Source organism: Pseudomonas sp. Pme6b (genome assembly GCF_058129925.1).
The window spans coordinates 112,149-127,479 of record NZ_CM176704.1; the positions used below are offsets into that span (position 1 = coordinate 112,149).

Annotated in this window: 14 protein-coding genes and 1 pseudogene; 9 read left to right on the top strand and 6 right to left on the bottom strand. The window is 52.3% G+C overall.

Annotated features, from left to right (window positions below):
* Positions 1-4: 4 nt before the first annotated feature.
* The 3 genes from tnpC to istA form a co-directional block, all read right to left on the bottom strand.
* A complete protein-coding gene (gene tnpC, locus AC4ANE_RS00520) occupies positions 5-1,552 on the bottom strand; it encodes an IS66 family transposase (protein ID WP_149902147.1) in 1,548 nt (515 codons plus the stop codon).
* Between the two features lie 117 nt (positions 1,553-1,669).
* Entirely contained in the window at positions 1,670-2,473 is an 804-nt protein-coding gene (istB, locus tag AC4ANE_RS00525) for an IS21-like element ISPsy20 family helper ATPase IstB (RefSeq protein ID WP_031598096.1), read from the bottom strand.
* Entirely contained in the window at positions 2,466-3,965 is a 1,500-nt protein-coding gene (gene istA, locus AC4ANE_RS00530) for an IS21-like element ISPsy20 family transposase (protein ID WP_122302115.1), read from the bottom strand. Before istA ends, istB begins: the two co-directional genes overlap by 8 nt.
* Positions 3,966-4,184: 219 nt before the next feature.
* Here istA and AC4ANE_RS00535 point away from each other — a divergent pair.
* Together AC4ANE_RS00535 and AC4ANE_RS00540 are read left to right on the top strand one after the other, a co-directional pair.
* Positions 4,185-4,496 (top strand): annotated as a pseudogene (locus tag AC4ANE_RS00535) (DEAD/DEAH box helicase); the annotation flags it as partial.
* A complete protein-coding gene (locus tag AC4ANE_RS00540) occupies positions 4,496-5,125 on the top strand; it encodes an STM2766 family helicase-associated protein (protein WP_050512916.1) in 630 nt (209 codons plus the stop codon). The pseudogene AC4ANE_RS00535 and the gene AC4ANE_RS00540, both read left to right, overlap by 1 nt.
* 1,402 nt (positions 5,126-6,527) lie before the next feature.
* On the opposite strand, the gene AC4ANE_RS00545 is transcribed toward AC4ANE_RS00540, so the two are convergent.
* The gene (locus tag AC4ANE_RS00545) at positions 6,528-6,998 is read right to left on the bottom strand and encodes an AAA family ATPase (RefSeq protein WP_169790069.1); all 471 of its coding nucleotides are present in this window, start codon (positions 6,996-6,998) and stop codon (positions 6,528-6,530) included.
* Between the two features lie 12 nt (positions 6,999-7,010).
* A complete protein-coding gene (locus AC4ANE_RS00550) occupies positions 7,011-7,952 on the bottom strand; it encodes an AAA family ATPase (RefSeq protein ID WP_002555846.1) in 942 nt (313 codons plus the stop codon).
* Between the two features lie 987 nt (positions 7,953-8,939).
* On the opposite strand from AC4ANE_RS00550, the gene AC4ANE_RS00555 reads away from it, so the two are divergent.
* The 6 genes from AC4ANE_RS00555 (at position 8,940) to AC4ANE_RS00580 (ending at position 14,008) form a co-directional block, all read left to right on the top strand.
* On the top strand, positions 8,940-9,275 hold the full coding sequence (locus AC4ANE_RS00555; RefSeq protein ID WP_002555844.1) for a hypothetical protein: 336 nt from the start codon (positions 8,940-8,942) through the stop codon (positions 9,273-9,275).
* Between the two features lie 158 nt (positions 9,276-9,433).
* Complete coding sequence (locus AC4ANE_RS00560) at positions 9,434-10,198, top strand: hypothetical protein (RefSeq protein WP_002555843.1); 765 nt, start codon at positions 9,434-9,436, stop codon at positions 10,196-10,198.
* A gap of 59 nt (positions 10,199-10,257) precedes the next feature.
* A complete protein-coding gene (locus AC4ANE_RS00565) occupies positions 10,258-11,028 on the top strand; it encodes an SDR family NAD(P)-dependent oxidoreductase (RefSeq protein WP_031596804.1) in 771 nt (256 codons plus the stop codon).
* A 177-nt stretch (positions 11,029-11,205) separates the two neighbouring features.
* Positions 11,206-12,753 (top strand): M10 family metallopeptidase C-terminal domain-containing protein, encoded by a 1,548-nt coding sequence (locus AC4ANE_RS00570; RefSeq protein WP_002555841.1) that lies wholly within the window; start codon positions 11,206-11,208, stop codon positions 12,751-12,753.
* A 442-nt stretch (positions 12,754-13,195) separates the two neighbouring features.
* Positions 13,196-13,561 carry a histone-like nucleoid-structuring protein, MvaT/MvaU family gene (locus AC4ANE_RS00575; protein WP_002555840.1) on the top strand — a complete coding sequence of 122 codons (366 nt, stop codon included), beginning with the start codon at positions 13,196-13,198 and terminating at the stop codon, positions 13,559-13,561.
* Positions 13,562-13,708: 147 nt separating this feature from the next.
* Entirely contained in the window at positions 13,709-14,008 is a 300-nt protein-coding gene (locus AC4ANE_RS00580; RefSeq protein WP_002555839.1) for a hypothetical protein, read from the top strand.
* A 112-nt stretch (positions 14,009-14,120) separates the two neighbouring features.
* On the opposite strand, the gene AC4ANE_RS00585 is transcribed toward AC4ANE_RS00580, so the two are convergent.
* Positions 14,121-14,423 carry a hypothetical protein gene (locus AC4ANE_RS00585; protein ID WP_031596807.1) on the bottom strand — a complete coding sequence of 101 codons (303 nt, stop codon included), beginning with the start codon at positions 14,421-14,423 and terminating at the stop codon, positions 14,121-14,123.
* Positions 14,424-14,626: 203 nt separating this feature from the next.
* On the opposite strand from AC4ANE_RS00585, the gene AC4ANE_RS00590 reads away from it, so the two are divergent.
* Complete coding sequence (locus AC4ANE_RS00590; protein WP_002555838.1) at positions 14,627-15,301, top strand: HAD family hydrolase; 675 nt, start codon at positions 14,627-14,629, stop codon at positions 15,299-15,301.
* Positions 15,302-15,331 lie beyond the last annotated feature (30 nt).

Here is a 15,331-nt window from a genome sequence, read left to right on the forward strand (position 1 = left end):
TGAGTTAACCCAGTCTAGGTGGCTGCCAGTTATGCGGTAGCAACTGGTCGACTTGACTCGCCCGCTGTGTCGGCAGCCGCGTGAGAACATCCTTCAGAAAAGCATACGGATCATGCCCATTCAACCGCGCCGACTGGATCAAACTCATGATCGCTGCCGCTCGTTTGCCACTGCGCAGAGACCCGGCGAACAACCAATTGGAGCGCCCAAGCGCCCATGGCCGGATCGTGTTCTCCACCGGGTTGTTATCGATGGGCACAGCCCCATCATCTAGGTAGCGCGTCAGCGCTACCCAGCGTTTCAGGTTGTAATCCAGTGCCCTGGCCGTGGCCGACCCTTCGGGCACAAGTGCGCGCTGAGCCAGCATCCACTCATGCAACTTTTCAGCGATGGGCACCGCCATTTCTTGGCGTAATCGCCAGCGATCTTCATCGCTCATATCCTTGGCCTGCCGTTCGACTTCGTACAGCCCGCCGATGGAGTGCAGCGCCTGCTCCGCCAACTGGCTTTTGTTCGTCACATGCAGTTCGAAGAACTTGCGCCGGGCATGTGCCATGCAGCCGATTTCGGTGATGCCCTGCTCGAAGCCAGCTTTGTAGCCTGCGAAGTCATCGCACACCAGCTTGCCGTTCCAAGCGCCCAGGAAGTTACGCGCATGTTCGCCGGCACGGCTGGGGCTGAAGTCGTAGACCACCGCTTTCAGTGCCGAGAACGGTGTCGTGCAGTAGGCCCAGACGTATGCTCGATGGGTTTTCTTTTCGCCCGGTGCCAGCATCTGCACCGGTGTTTCGTCAGCATGGACGACTTGCTTAGCCAGCACGGCTTCGCGCAGTGCATCTACCAGCGGTTGCAGTTGTACGCCGGTTTGACCGACCCACTGAGCCAGCGTCGAACGTGGGATCGCCAGTCCCGCACGGCCGAAGATTTTTTCCTGCCGGTACAGCGGAAGATGGTCGGCGAACTTGGCCACCATTACGTGGGCCAACAAGCCGGCGGTGGGGATACCCTTATCGATCACCTGTGCCGGTACCGGTGCCTGGATCAGTGTTTCGCACTGACGGCAGGCCCACTTGCCACGTACATGTTGCTCAACCGTGAACACGCCGGGCGTGTAATCCAGCTTCTCGCTGACGTCTTCGCCGATGCGCTGAAGTTGGCAGCCGCAAGCACATTCAGTGCTCTCCGGCTCATGATGAATGACGGTACGAGGAAACTGCGGTGGCAACGCTGCACGCTTGGGTTGTTGGCGTGGCTCGTCCGGTGCCGGAGCGGGACGAAGTGCTTTCAACTCCGCGTCGATGGCTTCGAGGTCGGTGTTGAGCAAGTCATCCAGCAAGCTGCCTTGCGCCGGACTGATCTGCTCACTGCGCTTGGCAAACTTGTGGCGTTTAAGGATCGCGATTTCGTGAGAGAGCTGCTCGATGATCGTCTCGTCACGATGGATCTTTCGGCCCATGGTGTCGACCTTCGACAGCAACTGCGAAGCGAGTGCGCGCAGTTGATCGGGCTGTTGGCGCTGATTGAAAACTGACCCACCCTGCCGATTGAAAATTGACCCAGGACGGATTGCTGATTTTTGCCCCAGCAATTGTGGATAAGCTTAGCAGCAGTGTTCCGATTGAAGACGCATCAAGCCCCACCGCATGCAGCAGGGCATTTATGGTGCGGATCAAAATGGCTCATCGTCCTCGATATCATTTCCGTCCTTTCGCTTTCGTTCGCGTGTTTTGATCTTTGTCTGGGCAGCCAATGTGCTGTGTTGTAGGCGGTAGGACTCGTTGCCCGTTTCGACGATGTGGCAGTGGTGTGTCAGCCGATCCAGCAACGCGGTGGTCATCTTGGCGTCGCCAAACACACTCGACCATTCCGAGAAGCTCAGGTTGGTGGTGATGACCACGCTGGTGTGTTCGTACAGTTTGGACAGCAGGTGAAATAACAGGGCGCCACCGCTTTGGCTGAAGGGCAAATATCCGAGTTCATCCAGTATCACCAGGTCTGTGCGCAGCAGTGCCTGGGCGATTCGCCCTGCCTTGCCATCGTACTTCTCACGCTCCAGCAGATTCACCAGATCCACCGTGGAAAAGAAGCGCACGCGTTTGTTGTAGGCCGTGATTCCGGATACAGCCAAGGCACTGGCCAGGTGTGTTTTCCCGGTGCCAGGGCCGCCGATGAACACGACATTCTGCGCGGTTTCAGTGAACGCCAAGCTGGATAGATCGCTGACCAGCCGGGCATCAGCGCTGGAAGCGCTGAAGTCAAAGCCAGCTAAGTCACGGTGCATGGGGAGTTTTGCCATGTTCATCTGATGATTCACCGAGCGCACCGCGCGATCCGCATGTTCCTGCTGAAGCAGATGTTCCAGCAGCCATTTCGATGAAGCCGTCGACGCTGTTCCTTGAGAGACCAGTTCTTCCCAAGCACTGGCCATGCCGTGCAGGCGCAGTTCTTTGAGTTCAGTCATTAGGTCACGCATTGCGATTCTCCTCATCGGTCGTACGGAGCCGGTCGTAGCGTGCTGTATTGGCAACCGGCGCCACTTTGAGTTGCAGGCTGGTTTCTACACAGGGAGGTGGTGCGGTGGAGGTCAGGCGGGCAACGACATTGAGGATGTGATCGGCGCTCAGACTTCCCGATTCAAGTACCAGCTCCACCGCCACCAGCACTGGTTCGAGACCGGCGATGGGCACAGCAGCCAGTACCTGCATCATGATTCGATCACCGTTGGTGTGACGCCTCAGTCCGCGTTTAAGAAGCTGTAACGGTTTTGGCAGATCAGCAAATGGAGCGCCATTGCGCAGTGCACCAGGCTTGCGTTCGATGAGTGGGATGTAGTGCTGCCAGTCAAAACCGATCTGATCTCGATCAAAGAGGCGCTCGTGACTGGCGATCACCGTTTCGTCGGCAATGACCACGATTCGCGAAGGGTACAAACGGCTGCTGACCCATTGACCCACACGCTCGCAAGGCACCGAATAACGATTGCGCGCCACGCTGATCAGGCAGGTGCTAGAGACACGGACGGTGCGTTCCACGTAGCCATCAAAGGCCGTCGGCATCGGCATCATTTCAGCCTGCTCCAGCTCCAGGACTTCTGCCACCGTCAAACCGTTGTACTGCGGATGTACAAGTTCAGCCCAGAGCGTACGACAGCGTTGGCCGAGCCAGACGTTCAGCTCCTCGAAGGTATGGAACATGCAATTTTGAGCATCGAGCCAGATTCGCCTCCGGCTGTCTTGCACGTTCTTTTCGACGATGCCTTTCTCCCAGCCAGAGGCCACGTTGCAGAAGTCCGGATCGAACAGATAGTGCGCGCACATCACGGAAAACCGGGCATTGACCGTGCGGCCTTTGCCTTTGTTAACCTTGTCGACAGCCGTTTTCATGTTGTCGTAGATGCCGCGACGTGGCACGCCACCCAACGCTCCAAACGAACGTGTATGGGCATCAAACAGCATCTCGTGGCCTTGACTGGGGTACGCAACCAACCAGAACGCGCGACTTGCGCACAGCTTCATATGGGAGACCTGGATACGTCGAAACAGGCCACCGATCAGCAGGCCTTCTTCGCTCCAGTCAAACTGAAAGGCCTCACCGAGGGCAAAAGTCAGCGGTACAAAAGCGCGTACAGACTTGCCTTGCTCGCACCGCCAAGAGCGGACAAACGCCGTGAGCTGGCTGTAACCGCCGTCATAACCCTCGGCCTTGATCTGCTCAAAAAGTGCCTTGGCGCTCCTACGGTTGTGTTTTGGCCGGAACGAATCAGCCTTGAGCGCCTGCTCTAAGGTCTCGTGAAAAGGGTTGAGCTTATTGAAGGATGCGCACCGTTGGTACGCTGGTTGATTGGCTTCGGGCGCTCTGACCCATTTTCGGATGGTGTTTCTCGACAGCCCGGTACGCTTGGCTATCTGATGCAGCGAGAGCTTGTCGCGGAAGTACATCCGCCGGATTTTTCCCAACATTTCCATGCTGATCACCCTGTGTTCTCCTGCTCAAAAAGTGAGCAGAAGCAGTTGAACACCTGGGTCAGTTTTCAGTCGGCAGAACAGCCTCTACTGGGTCAGTTTTCGGTCAGCGGCAACACGCTTGCTGGCATATTCGAAATCGGAAAAGCTCATCTGGCTCATGGGAGGCTCGGATCAGGTGGTCAGGCGATTTTCGCATAACCGGGACTTGTTCGGAGATTCCCTAAAGAACCAAACCAAGTAATTTACCAGCAGCTAACTGCAGGGCTCGAAGGGATAAACAAGTCTGATGCTATTGAAGTTGTTGCACCATCAGCTGTAGAAATAGAAAAAATCAGAACAAAAATTAATTTCACAAGTCGCACAGTTTCATACTACGAATTTTTAAATGAAATATTCAATGAGCTTAATGTACTGCCAATATTTCGTGGCGACTTGACTGAAACTGTACGATATACGTTAGGCGATAGCTTTGACCGAGACGAAGTCGTAGAAGTCGTAGAATTCAATTATCGAAAAATGGCGGGACGATAATGAAGCGATTTGCATTTACTATAGCGCCTTGGAATTCAGAGCTAGTATTCAACCCTATCAGAGCAAGAAAAGATGTTATTACTTTGCTTATGAAGGTTATCAAGTTGATGGATGTCGGGCCAGCTTTGATAGGACAGCCTGGTGAAGAATACTTTGAACTTGTTATTTCTCACACTAGCAGGTTGTTTTTCTACTCTGAAGACAAACATTTTTCAATCGGCTTTCCATTCAATGCCGCACTAGAAAATGATCAGCTTGTATTTAAATCTATGACAGGCGTGATAATTGATAGCCAAATGACGTCTGACATCCTGGGTGTTATGTCCAGCGAAGAAATATTTTTCTATGACGACATTATCGACTTCGCAGCGCCTGTGTCAGACTACTTCCTTCATAATAAAGGAGGATGGGCTGTATTAAGAGATCTTCTAATGACCGAGGATGGATACATCAGATATGATCATGACCCCGTTCACGCAAAGGGAGACATACATCCTTTACACCACTTAGATGTTTTCTATGGCGCTAGACAGACATTTAAAATAGGTTTAGCAAAAAAAATCGACCGAGCCCATTTGCATGATGCTCTTGACTCTCAGACTCCTTGCCATTATTTAAATCCGAAATAGGTAAAGTGGAAATTTGAGGGGGCAAATTTATAATGAATTTCGTTATTTGCCCCATTCAACAACGTGATAGCCCGATCTTGATGCGAGCAGAGAAAATTCGAAGCTATCAGCGCTCAAACGCCATCCGCTGGCGACACGCATCGTTGCGACTCTTATCTCCTCAAATTTTGCCCGCTACCGTGACGAGCGCCTGAAGATCCGTAGGGGTAATACGGTGAGGCGGGAGCTTGCGTTGTTTCTGGCGATCTGTTTTTGCTGACCTGTGGTACCCCCAGATTCTTGGCGAGACCGTTCTACGGTACTTAGGTTTGGCACCAGCAGATGACCGTAAAACTGCCCATTTGGAAACATTGAGTCATTTCCCCGCAGACTTGGAATGCGGGGAAAATATGGCACAGAACCAAGCACTAATTATCAGATTTCATACCTGTAAAACCTCGTGCCACACGCTTGAAAGAGCAGCTCGTTCTATATGCAAGGCTGTACTTTCATAACGCATCTTCATGGTGAAGGTTGTGGCGGGAACATCGAAGTGCTCAAAAATCGCCATACCCACACCAATTTGACACACGTGCTTGTCGAATCTAATATATCTGTCATGCGCAAAACTCTGAAAATCAACGGATCTCATGGATACTAGTTTTATACTTGATATTTTTTGCGCAAGTGGTGGCGACATTCATAATGTATTTTGAAAAATAGTTTGAAACCTCCGTATGCATTTGACTGGATAACTCGTCACCATCCGAAAGAATGGTAATGTTGAACTTCTTTTCTATCGGCAAGAGCTCAATAAACTTGGCGATGCTTGTTTTGTAGCCTTTATCAAGATCTCTTAAAATACTCGAAAAAACAAACCTATCCGAAATAAATATTTTGCTATTGTATTTTGTAAGCCTTTCAAACTTTTCCAGCCAAATATCGTATATGTCCGCGCGAAGAGCTATATCCTTGGTAGAACTATCTTTAGATTTTCTAAAGTGAACTGACTCTGTTATTGCGCCAAGCCCTATTAATTCAAAAGAGCTCTCAGTACAGTATCTAATTATTTTTTATTATCGCATATTATAGCACTAAAAGTATCCTCCATTAACGCGACTTTAAAAAACTGACTGAGCGATCTCACTTTTTCAAAGGAAGAGAATGAGCTACACTCATTCCAAGTCCCCGCAGACTTAAATTTTGAATAATCAGTGAACGCTTGAATCCACCTTTGATGAAATTTTGGCGGTAGACTTTTGATTGATTCAAGATATTCATTTGCTGTATCACTCTGAATAACCAGAACCCCATAACGCTTCCAATAATCGATTATTATATCGTGCACGGTGCTAAAAGATTCATCCGTCAACACTGCGGCATCAAAAACGCTTTTATCTAGATGGAAGTCGGTTAGCATAGTTTATAATCCAAAAGTTTCTTTAAATCGCTCTTCAAAAAACCCTTCGGGCCACTCAACTAGAAAATCACCATCTTCATCCATGGGGATTTCGATAACTTGCGCCCCCAACGTAGCGGGATGAACGTAGATAATTGAAACATCACTTGGCTTGATCTTTTTTTCTTTGACCTTGTTTTGCATTCTCAACATTAAGGATTCGCTATGTGTTTCTATAATCCATTGATTCGTCTTGCATGTGTCTATGAAGAAATTCGCAAGATGCGCCTGAAGGCGAGGATGCAGATGAATTTCTGGTTGTTCAACACATATTGTACTTTCAACCCTTACTATCCCCTCAACGATAATTGGAAGCAATTGACCTATTCCAAACCCAACATCTGAAGGACCAACTACAACATTAGTTCTAAGGTCCTTCAGTTGAAGGCAAATTACAGACCCAGTAACCTCCGAGCCTATGCTTTCAGCTGTCAATGTGTATGGGATTTAGAAGTTATGAAACCATTCGTTAATCTTACCTGTAATCTCGGGGGATTTTTCATAAATAAACCTGGCTGTATTCTCTCCTTGCTTACCTACAGACCCACTCTGATCACCTTTAGGAGCGTAGAACCTGCTTGGATGGCTTCGTAAAGGACCGAGATAGGTTATCGAGTTAAAGGCCTCTTGTATATCCTTGGCAACTAAAGTTATTATATTATTTGTTAAAGCAGCACCAAAGCCACTTTCAATTTTATCTTGTATTGCCACCGAGGATGGTGTAGCGTAATTGAGGTCACTTGTAAATCTTATGTCATTCAAGTCCTTCACAATGTCTTTGTGGTGTTCTTTAGAAATAAATTTAAGCTTAGATAAATATGTGAAGACTGAGTCTCTGCTTTGCTCTGACGCGAAATTAAAGGAACGAGCATGTTTCAACCGTTGCGCCTTCTCGGCGCCTTCTCTTCTAGTTAGATCAGAAAGCAAATCAAGACTAAATGTTTCAATTTTTGCCGATGCATAAGTTGTTTTTATATTGCTTAAATATGTAAATTCTTCATTTCTATTCTGTCTATTCTTGCCAGAGAGTAAATAAGTTAGCTCATGCGTTCTTCTTTGCGTATTGGGCAGCGACATAAACCCAGTAGACCATTCATTTTTTGCGGCATTTTTTGAAGGTGAATAAGAACATGAAAATTTAATCTCGTTTCCGACATTGTGATTATGCGCCATTGCTGCATAATCGCCTAAATCTACAAATTCTCCATTGGAAACTAAACCACCCTGTTCGCTGGGTCTAGTAAGCGACTGTTTCAACAGCATTAAAGCTTGAATTAAAGAGCTTTTTCCGGATGAATTTGGCCCATATATTAAAGTTATCGGAGCCAGCTTTACGCTTTGTTTTTTGGCGAAACTTTTAAAATTTTCGACGCTAATCATATGAAACATATCACACCTATGATTCTTGACTTTAAAATTGGGCGAAGAAAATGCGAACGCCTACCCTTGATTTTCTGGTGGCGTCATTGATGAGCGTAGAAAAAAACAGCGAGAGACGAATGTTTCGGCAGTGCTTTCGCGGAAGCACTGCTCCCGGAGAGAGTGGCCAATCTTAATAGCGGGCAGAAAAATTGCTTGCATTTTGAAAAGTCCATTTTCACCAAAATCCTTACCGACATGGCCAATTGCCAATTTGATTGAACAGCAAGGCACTGTCAAGCAATAGTGATGTTGTCGAGCGAGTAGTGTGGGAGATCCGTCAGGGCGTGCGTCGTACAATGTTCACGTTCCCTTCCCTTCCCTTCCCTTGTCATCGTACGGGCTTAGATGGGTTGTTCAGCGAAACGACCTGCGCGGTACACATGCGGGCAAGCAACGTCATGCCTGCTCACGAGTTCTCTGCAGGCCGCCATAGTTTTCAACTCGCGCCCGTATCATCTCTTTGCATCAGGAAAGATGCTAATTAAAACTGTTTCTTTTATCGAGAGACGCACCATTCGAAAAACTGCGGCGGCCTAAGCGCAGTTGATGGGCCGTTGGGGATATGGCCAGCTGGGCCGCTCAGGGTGGGGATTGGGGCGCGGCCGTGATCACCGCCCTCGGGCAAGTGCGCCCACTCGGCCTGATCGTTGCTCACCTGAGCATGTTAATGTCCCGATCCACTGAGGCCTAAATCGCGCAGGCATCCCTAAAGAGCAGCGCATGTTGGCCGATGCACAACGCCACGAGCGAAAGCTTTCAGGTTACATGAGAGTGCAAAGCCCCCGGGCCTTGGTCAATCCCGCTATAACCATAAACAGCCACTCTCGGACTTTAGCGTACACGAAGCTGCGAGAGCACCTCCACACCACTATAAAAAATAACTAAACCAAGATCCCAACGAGTAAAGTACCGCCGCCCGAGACGTGGATCCGGGTTTTCCCATGGAGTTTCACCTTGAAGTCATTTAGCAAAGTCGTCGCCGCAGCAGTATGTGTTCTGGTTCTGGCGGGTTGCACCGGCACCCCTATGAAAACGCCGCAATACGACAGCAGCCAATACACCGTCGTCGGTCACAGTGAAGCAAGCGCCACCGGCCTTATGCTGTTCGGTCTGATCCCGATTCGTCAGAACGACCGTTTCGTTCGTGCGCAGAACAGCGCCATTCAGGCCAAGGGTGGCGATGCGCTGATCAATACCCAAGTGCAGGAGAAGTGGTTCTGGGCCTGGGTTCTGAACGGCTACACCACCACCGTTTCTGGTGACGTGATCAAGCTGAAAACGGCTAAATAAACGCCGCTCGGTTTCAGAAAGCCCGGTTCGCCGGGCTTTTCTGTTTCTGGCGATTGGCGGATGCACTGACGAGCGATGGAGTAAGCGCTGACATGCATCGTTACCAACCGCCAAAAGGTTTAGCATTCAGCCCTCCTTCGGATGTGAAGTTTTTCTGCATGACGGCCTTCTACCTCAAGTTACTCATTACCCCCGCGCTCATGCTGGCTATCTCGTTGGCGGCCAGGCGCTGGGGCACTGGTGTGGCGGGGCTTCTTTCTGGTCTGCCCATGACCTCGGCGCTGGTCATGCTGTTTCTCAGTCTTGAGCAAGGCACTGCATTCGCCTCGATGGCGGTGCCCGGCGCACTGGCCGGACTGGCGGCGATTCAGGCGACTTATCTGTTTTATTTTCTGGCCACTCGACGCGTTTCAGCGGTGGCTGGATGCACCTTGGCGCTTGCGGTGTATGGCGCAACGGCCTTTGCGATGAACCTGTCGGGCTCACTGGCGCTGTCGATCATCTTCACGCTGCTGATGGTTGCGTTGATCGTTGTTGCCACCTCGAAACAGGCACCACCGGATGTAGCGTCATACGTTGCAATGCCGCGCTGGGTCATCCCGATGCGAATGCTGACCGCCACCCTTCTGCTGCTGGCGATTACCGCAAGTGCCACCTGGCTCGGGCCTTTGGTCAGTGGGCTGCTGGCGCCTATCCCGGTGATCGCCTGGCCGCTTGCCGTGTTCGTCCACGTGCAAGGCGGGCGTTATGAACTGGCGGCGATAATCCGCGGCAATGCTATTGGCGCCGTCGGGGTGGTGAGTTTCTACCTGACCCTCAGGTACTCCATATTGCAATGGGGCGCGCTTGTGTCTATCGCGGCTGCCGTTTTGCTGGCTGTGGTGGTGACGGCTGGGTTGGCGCGGTTGTTGGCGAAGCGGTAGTGCCTATAGTTGCCTAACAGAAATTAAAAACACTTCAGCCATGCTCCTCAAGGTGCCTTATGAATTTGCTACCCGAACTGAACAGCGAGGCCAACGTGCTGATATGCGGGGCCAGCCGAGGTATTGGCTTGGCACTGTGCGCGGCGTTGCTTGCTCGCGATGATGTGGCTCAGGTATGGGCGGTCGCGCGACAAGCCAGTACTTCCACTGAGCTGGCAACGCTTGCAGAGCAATATGGCCAACGCATCAAACGAGTCGACTGCGACGCGCGCAATGAACAATCCCTTGAAGCACTCGTGAGCGAGACGCTTGAGGGATGTGAGCATCTGCACCTCGTCATCAGCACGCTAGGCATTCTTCATCAGGACGGTGCGAAAGCAGAAAAGGGCCTGGCACAACTGACACTTGCGAGCCTGCAAGCGAGTTTCGCGACCAACACTTTTGCACCGATCCTGCTGCTCAAACACCTGCTCCCGTTATTGCGTAAACAACCTTCTACCTTCGCGGCGCTCTCCGCGAGGGTGGGCTCTATTGGCGATAACCGACTGGGTGGCTGGTACAGCTACAGAGCCAGCAAAGCAGCGCTGAACCAGTTGCTGCACACGGCCAGTATCGAGTTGAAACGTCTTAACCCGGCCTCTACTGTCCTGGCAATACACCCAGGCACGACTGACACGGAGCTGTCTCAGCCATTCCAGGCGAACGTACCCGAAGGCCAACTGTTCGAACCGGCGTTCTCGGCGGATCGCATTATTGAAGTGATAGGCGCACATGGACCGGCCGACAGCGGGACCTTCTGGGCTTGGGACGATAAGCCGATTGTCTGGTGACTTGTTTCACTTGTGAGAATGAGATCGCTGTCCGTCCTCACTAGCGGGCTGTTTTGGTCGGAAAGTCCCCGCCGCTTATAACCCCTTCGTCGGATAAGGCCCATTGCTATCAACGAGACGGCATTACTGGCGTCATACCCCACTCCCAGTGGACCAACTGCAAGTAAGGAGCACGGCATGACCCAGCTATTCAACATCAAGGACGCCACCAACCCTACGGCGCTTGGGAATTTGCAGGTCAAAAGCGCCAGTAGCCAGGTCAGTAATAACCCGATCGAACTCATCGTGCAGGGTACTCCTGGCAACGACTACATACGTGGTGGGCTGGCTAATGAACTGCTGATGGGTGGGGGCGGCAACGACCAGCTAGTCAGCGGGGGTGGCAACGATGTGATGGTCTCTAGTGCCGGATACGACGGTATGGACGGCGGCGCCGGTAATGATGTATTCCGCTTCGACCGCATCGGCGACAGCTATATCAATGGCGGAGGCGAGCACACCGATTCCATCAGCCATTTTGACCCCGCCCACGATACCCTCGACGTGTCGGCCCTGGGCTATAGCCATTTAGGCGATGGCTATGGCGATACCTTGCACATCCGTAGCGAGCCTCTGCGCGGCATTTACTTTTTGGAAAGCTACGAGCGAGACGGTAATGGTAAACATTTTGCCGTGCAGTTCCTGGCCAATAGCGGCCTTATTACCGATGCCAACTTCCAGCCGCTGATCAACGGCACTTCGCACAACGATCTGCTCGAAGGCACAGACGCCAGCGAATCCCTGAAAGCCGGCGCTGGCCGCGACAACGTCGAAGCGGGTGCGGGCAATGATCGGCTGTTCGGTGGCACCGGCGGCGACACTCTGAGCGGCGGCGCGGGTGCCGACAGCTTCGTGTATACCCGGCTTAGCGACAGCTACCGCAACGATGCAAGTGGCAGCTACAGCAGCCGCGACCTGATCACCGACTTCAGTGGCAACGGCCATGACATGATCGACGTGTCCGCCTTGGGCTTCACCGGGCTGGGTAACGGCTACAACGGTACGCTGAAGGTGGTCCTCAACCTGGTCGGCGATGCCACCGCGCTTAAATCATTAGAGGCCGATGCCAACGGTAACCGCTTTGAAATTCTGCTCAGTGGCAACCATGTCAATGAGCTCAACGCCAGCACTGTGCTGTTCGCCCCGCCCAGTGATGCGACGGTTGTGACCACTCCGCAGCCGATCACCTCGGTGAGTCTGGTAGGCGGTGACAAGTCCGACACCCTTTATGGTTACTGGGGCAACGATACCCTCGCCGGCGGTGCCGGGAACGACACCCTCGAGGGTAACGCCGGTGACGATGTGCTGACCGGTGGGGTGGGCGCGGACAAGCTCACCGGCGGCACAGGCAACGACCGTTTCGTGTTCACTAGCAGCGCCGACAGCCATGCGGGCAGCAGCGACCTGATCACTGATTTCATCTGGGGCCAGGACAAGCTCGACGTCGCTGCGCTCGGCGTGACCGGTTTTGGCAACGGCCGCGACGGCACCTTGAGCATGACCTACGATGAAAACACCGACCGTACCTACCTGCGCAGTAGCGAGCCAGGCGCCGATGGGCATGCGTTCCAGGTCACGCTAGCAGGGTTCGACTACACGCGAGAGCTCACCAACGCCGACCTGGTGGTTGCCGATACGGCAGACGTGACGCTCGTGGGTCAAACCGCCGTCGACCTCGCGAGCTGATATCACCTGAACAGCTAGCGTGTGGGCACCCCTGCCCACCTTTAGTTGTCTGGACGCCTACAAGGCAGGAACAGTGAGCGGTATTGATGCTCACTGCTCCTGCATTTTCAACGCGACCAGGCCTGGTTCGCTGTCAAAGCGCTCGCCTTCCGCTCTTTCTTTTCGCTGGCGCGCAGTCAATAGGTAGAGTCGCCGTTTTATTGCGTCAGGAAATAGACCAATCAAAACTTTTCACTGGCTTGCAGAACAGATGGGCAAAAACCGCTGTTAATTTTGTGCGCGAAAAACCGCATTTTTGAAAATAACCGGAAGCCTGGGCAATCCGGCTTATGGCGTTACTCCGACGTATTTAAATCCAGCCGACCTGCGGAAAATAGGCTGAACTTGTAACGGGCGCTATCTCTCTCAATAACTACGCCCACCTGTTTATAAGGAAAACACCATGTCCAAACTCGCAGAATACCGTCAGCTGGAAAAACACCTCGCCGAGCAACTTCAGGCACTGGAGACCATGAAAGGCAACGAGGGCCTGAAGAAAGAGATCGAGTTCGAAACCAAGCTGCGCAAGCTGCTTGAGCACTACGGCTTCAGCCTCAAGCACATTGTCAATCTGCTGGACCCACAGAACTCGTCACGTCGCCAGGTCGCGGATAAACCTGCGGGCACGCGCAAGCCGCGTGAACTCAAGGTGTACAAGAATCCGAAGACCGGTGAAGTGATCGAAACCAAAGGTGGGAATCACAGAGCCTTGAAAGAGTGGAAAGCAGAGCACGGTGCTGATGTCGTCGAGAGCTGGCTGAAGAAATAAGCCTTGCGCCATGCAACGGTTGATTGACCGGGGTTAATCTGGAGCATCGGCTAATCACCGTTCGCGCGGTCGAACTGCCGATGTCGGGAACGACCCGCTTCGCCAGTACGTCAGACCTCTATCGACTCACTGAAAAGGTACAGCGCAATGGAAAAGACAATCACCGTGGACCAACTGGCTAAAACTGACCTCAGATCAGTTAAAGAGATATGGCTTGGTGATACCCATACTCAGCTATGTCTGTGGCGTGGCGAACAAGTCGTCACACACGACATGCTCAGCGAAGGTACCCACGATCAGAACAATAGTCGCCTGCACTTGCAACTGGTCAACCCTGACGACCGGGCTGCAGTGGCCAGCGTCGAGGCGCTCGTTCGTGAGCGGCTGGAAAGGATGGGAAGCAAGGGTGAGTTTTATCCAGCTGAGAATGCGGACACTCACCAGTAATCACGCTGATTACACGCGATTCTGTAGGGTCCTTGGGCTGCGTTGCCAGACTGTAGATGTGTGACGCAGAGCGTCACGAACGGCATGCCAACGCGGAGCATTGGCACGATAGTCATTTCAAGGCTTGCGTATAACCGTGAGAAGTCAGCGTGGTTATGGCTGGGTAACAGTCACCAACATCCAGCACATGCCCGCGAGCGGCGTAATGGTCAATGACGATAGCCTCACCCACCTTCCCTTTTTTTGGCGCTATTGCAATTAACTGAGACCAGAATTCAGGCACTTGGTAGTCGCTGTCGCCGTATTTGACTGTTTTCATCTGATCAATATGATCCGCAGCCACACGATTTCGGCACACTAGAATGTGCCGATTACGATATTGGCACTTTTCGTTCTCTGAACAGAACGTCTTCAAGAGTCCCCTCCGGTCGAACCGAGCCCCTGAAAAATCGAACGCTCAACGCACCACCGACTCGAAAGCCTATGACCCTGACAAATGCCCATCTCTCCACTGTCTGACGATGCCTTGTTTGAAGCATTGTTTAGCCTCGGCTGGCAGCTGATTGCTCGCTCCGGACCTCGCCAGATGGTCAACCCGAATTCAAAAAGAGTAACCCTATGAGACCGCAAACCTCCTTCATCTTCGACCTGGACGGCACGCTGACCGACAGCGTTTATCAAAACGTTGCTGCCTGGAAAGAAGCACTGGATGCAGAAAATATCCCGCTTGCGATGTGGCGTATTCACCGCAAGATCGGCATGAGCGGCGGGCTGATGTTGAAGTCGTTGTCGCGTGAAACCGGCTTGGATATCAGTGAAGAACAAGCCGAACGACTCAGCGAAAAACACGCTCAGGCGTATGAGCGGCTACAGGGGCAGATCATTGCGCTGCCGGGCGCTGTCGAGCTGCTTGAGACGCTCAATAAGGAAAACCTCAAGTGGTGCATCGCCACGAGCGGCGGGATTGATACGGCGACGATCAATCTCAAGGCTCTGAAACTGGACATCAATGAGATCAACATCGTTACGCGCGATGACGTGAGCTACGGCAAGCCAGACCCGGATCTATTCCTGGCAGCAGCGAAGAAGATAAACGCGCCTATCGACGAGTGCCTGGTGATTGGCGATGCGATCTGGGACATGCTGGCGGCGCGCCGCTGCAAGGCAACCGGCGTGGGCCTGCTTTCGGGTGGTTATGACATCGGCGAGCTTGAGCGCGCAGGTGCCTTGAGGGTCTATGAAGACCCGCTGGATCTGCTGAATCATCTGGACGAGATTGCTTCTCGCCCTTGAATGATCGGCTGGCGTGGCAAATGAGGTAAT

Bases quoted from the DNA above. Each gene is read 5' to 3' on its own strand.
- AC4ANE_RS00590 (WP_002555838.1), top strand. From the start codon at position 14,627: ATGAGACCGCAAACCTCCTTCATCTTCGACCTGGACGGCACGCTGACC.
- AC4ANE_RS00565 (WP_031596804.1), top strand. From the start codon at position 10,258: ATGAATTTGCTACCCGAACTGAACAGCGAGGCCAACGTGCTGATATGC.
- AC4ANE_RS00580 (WP_002555839.1), top strand. From the start codon at position 13,709: ATGGAAAAGACAATCACCGTGGACCAACTGGCTAAAACTGACCTCAGA.
- istA (WP_122302115.1), bottom strand. From the start codon at position 3,965: ATGGAAATGTTGGGAAAAATCCGGCGGATGTACTTCCGCGACAAGCTC.
- AC4ANE_RS00560 (WP_002555843.1), top strand. From the start codon at position 9,434: ATGACGGCCTTCTACCTCAAGTTACTCATTACCCCCGCGCTCATGCTG.
- AC4ANE_RS00550 (WP_002555846.1), bottom strand. From the start codon at position 7,952: ATGTTTCATATGATTAGCGTCGAAAATTTTAAAAGTTTCGCCAAAAAA.
- istB (WP_031598096.1), bottom strand. From the start codon at position 2,473: ATGCGTGACCTAATGACTGAACTCAAAGAACTGCGCCTGCACGGCATG.
- AC4ANE_RS00540 (WP_050512916.1), top strand. From the start codon at position 4,496: ATGAAGCGATTTGCATTTACTATAGCGCCTTGGAATTCAGAGCTAGTA.
- AC4ANE_RS00575 (WP_002555840.1), top strand. From the start codon at position 13,196: ATGTCCAAACTCGCAGAATACCGTCAGCTGGAAAAACACCTCGCCGAG.
- AC4ANE_RS00570 (WP_002555841.1), top strand. From the start codon at position 11,206: ATGACCCAGCTATTCAACATCAAGGACGCCACCAACCCTACGGCGCTT.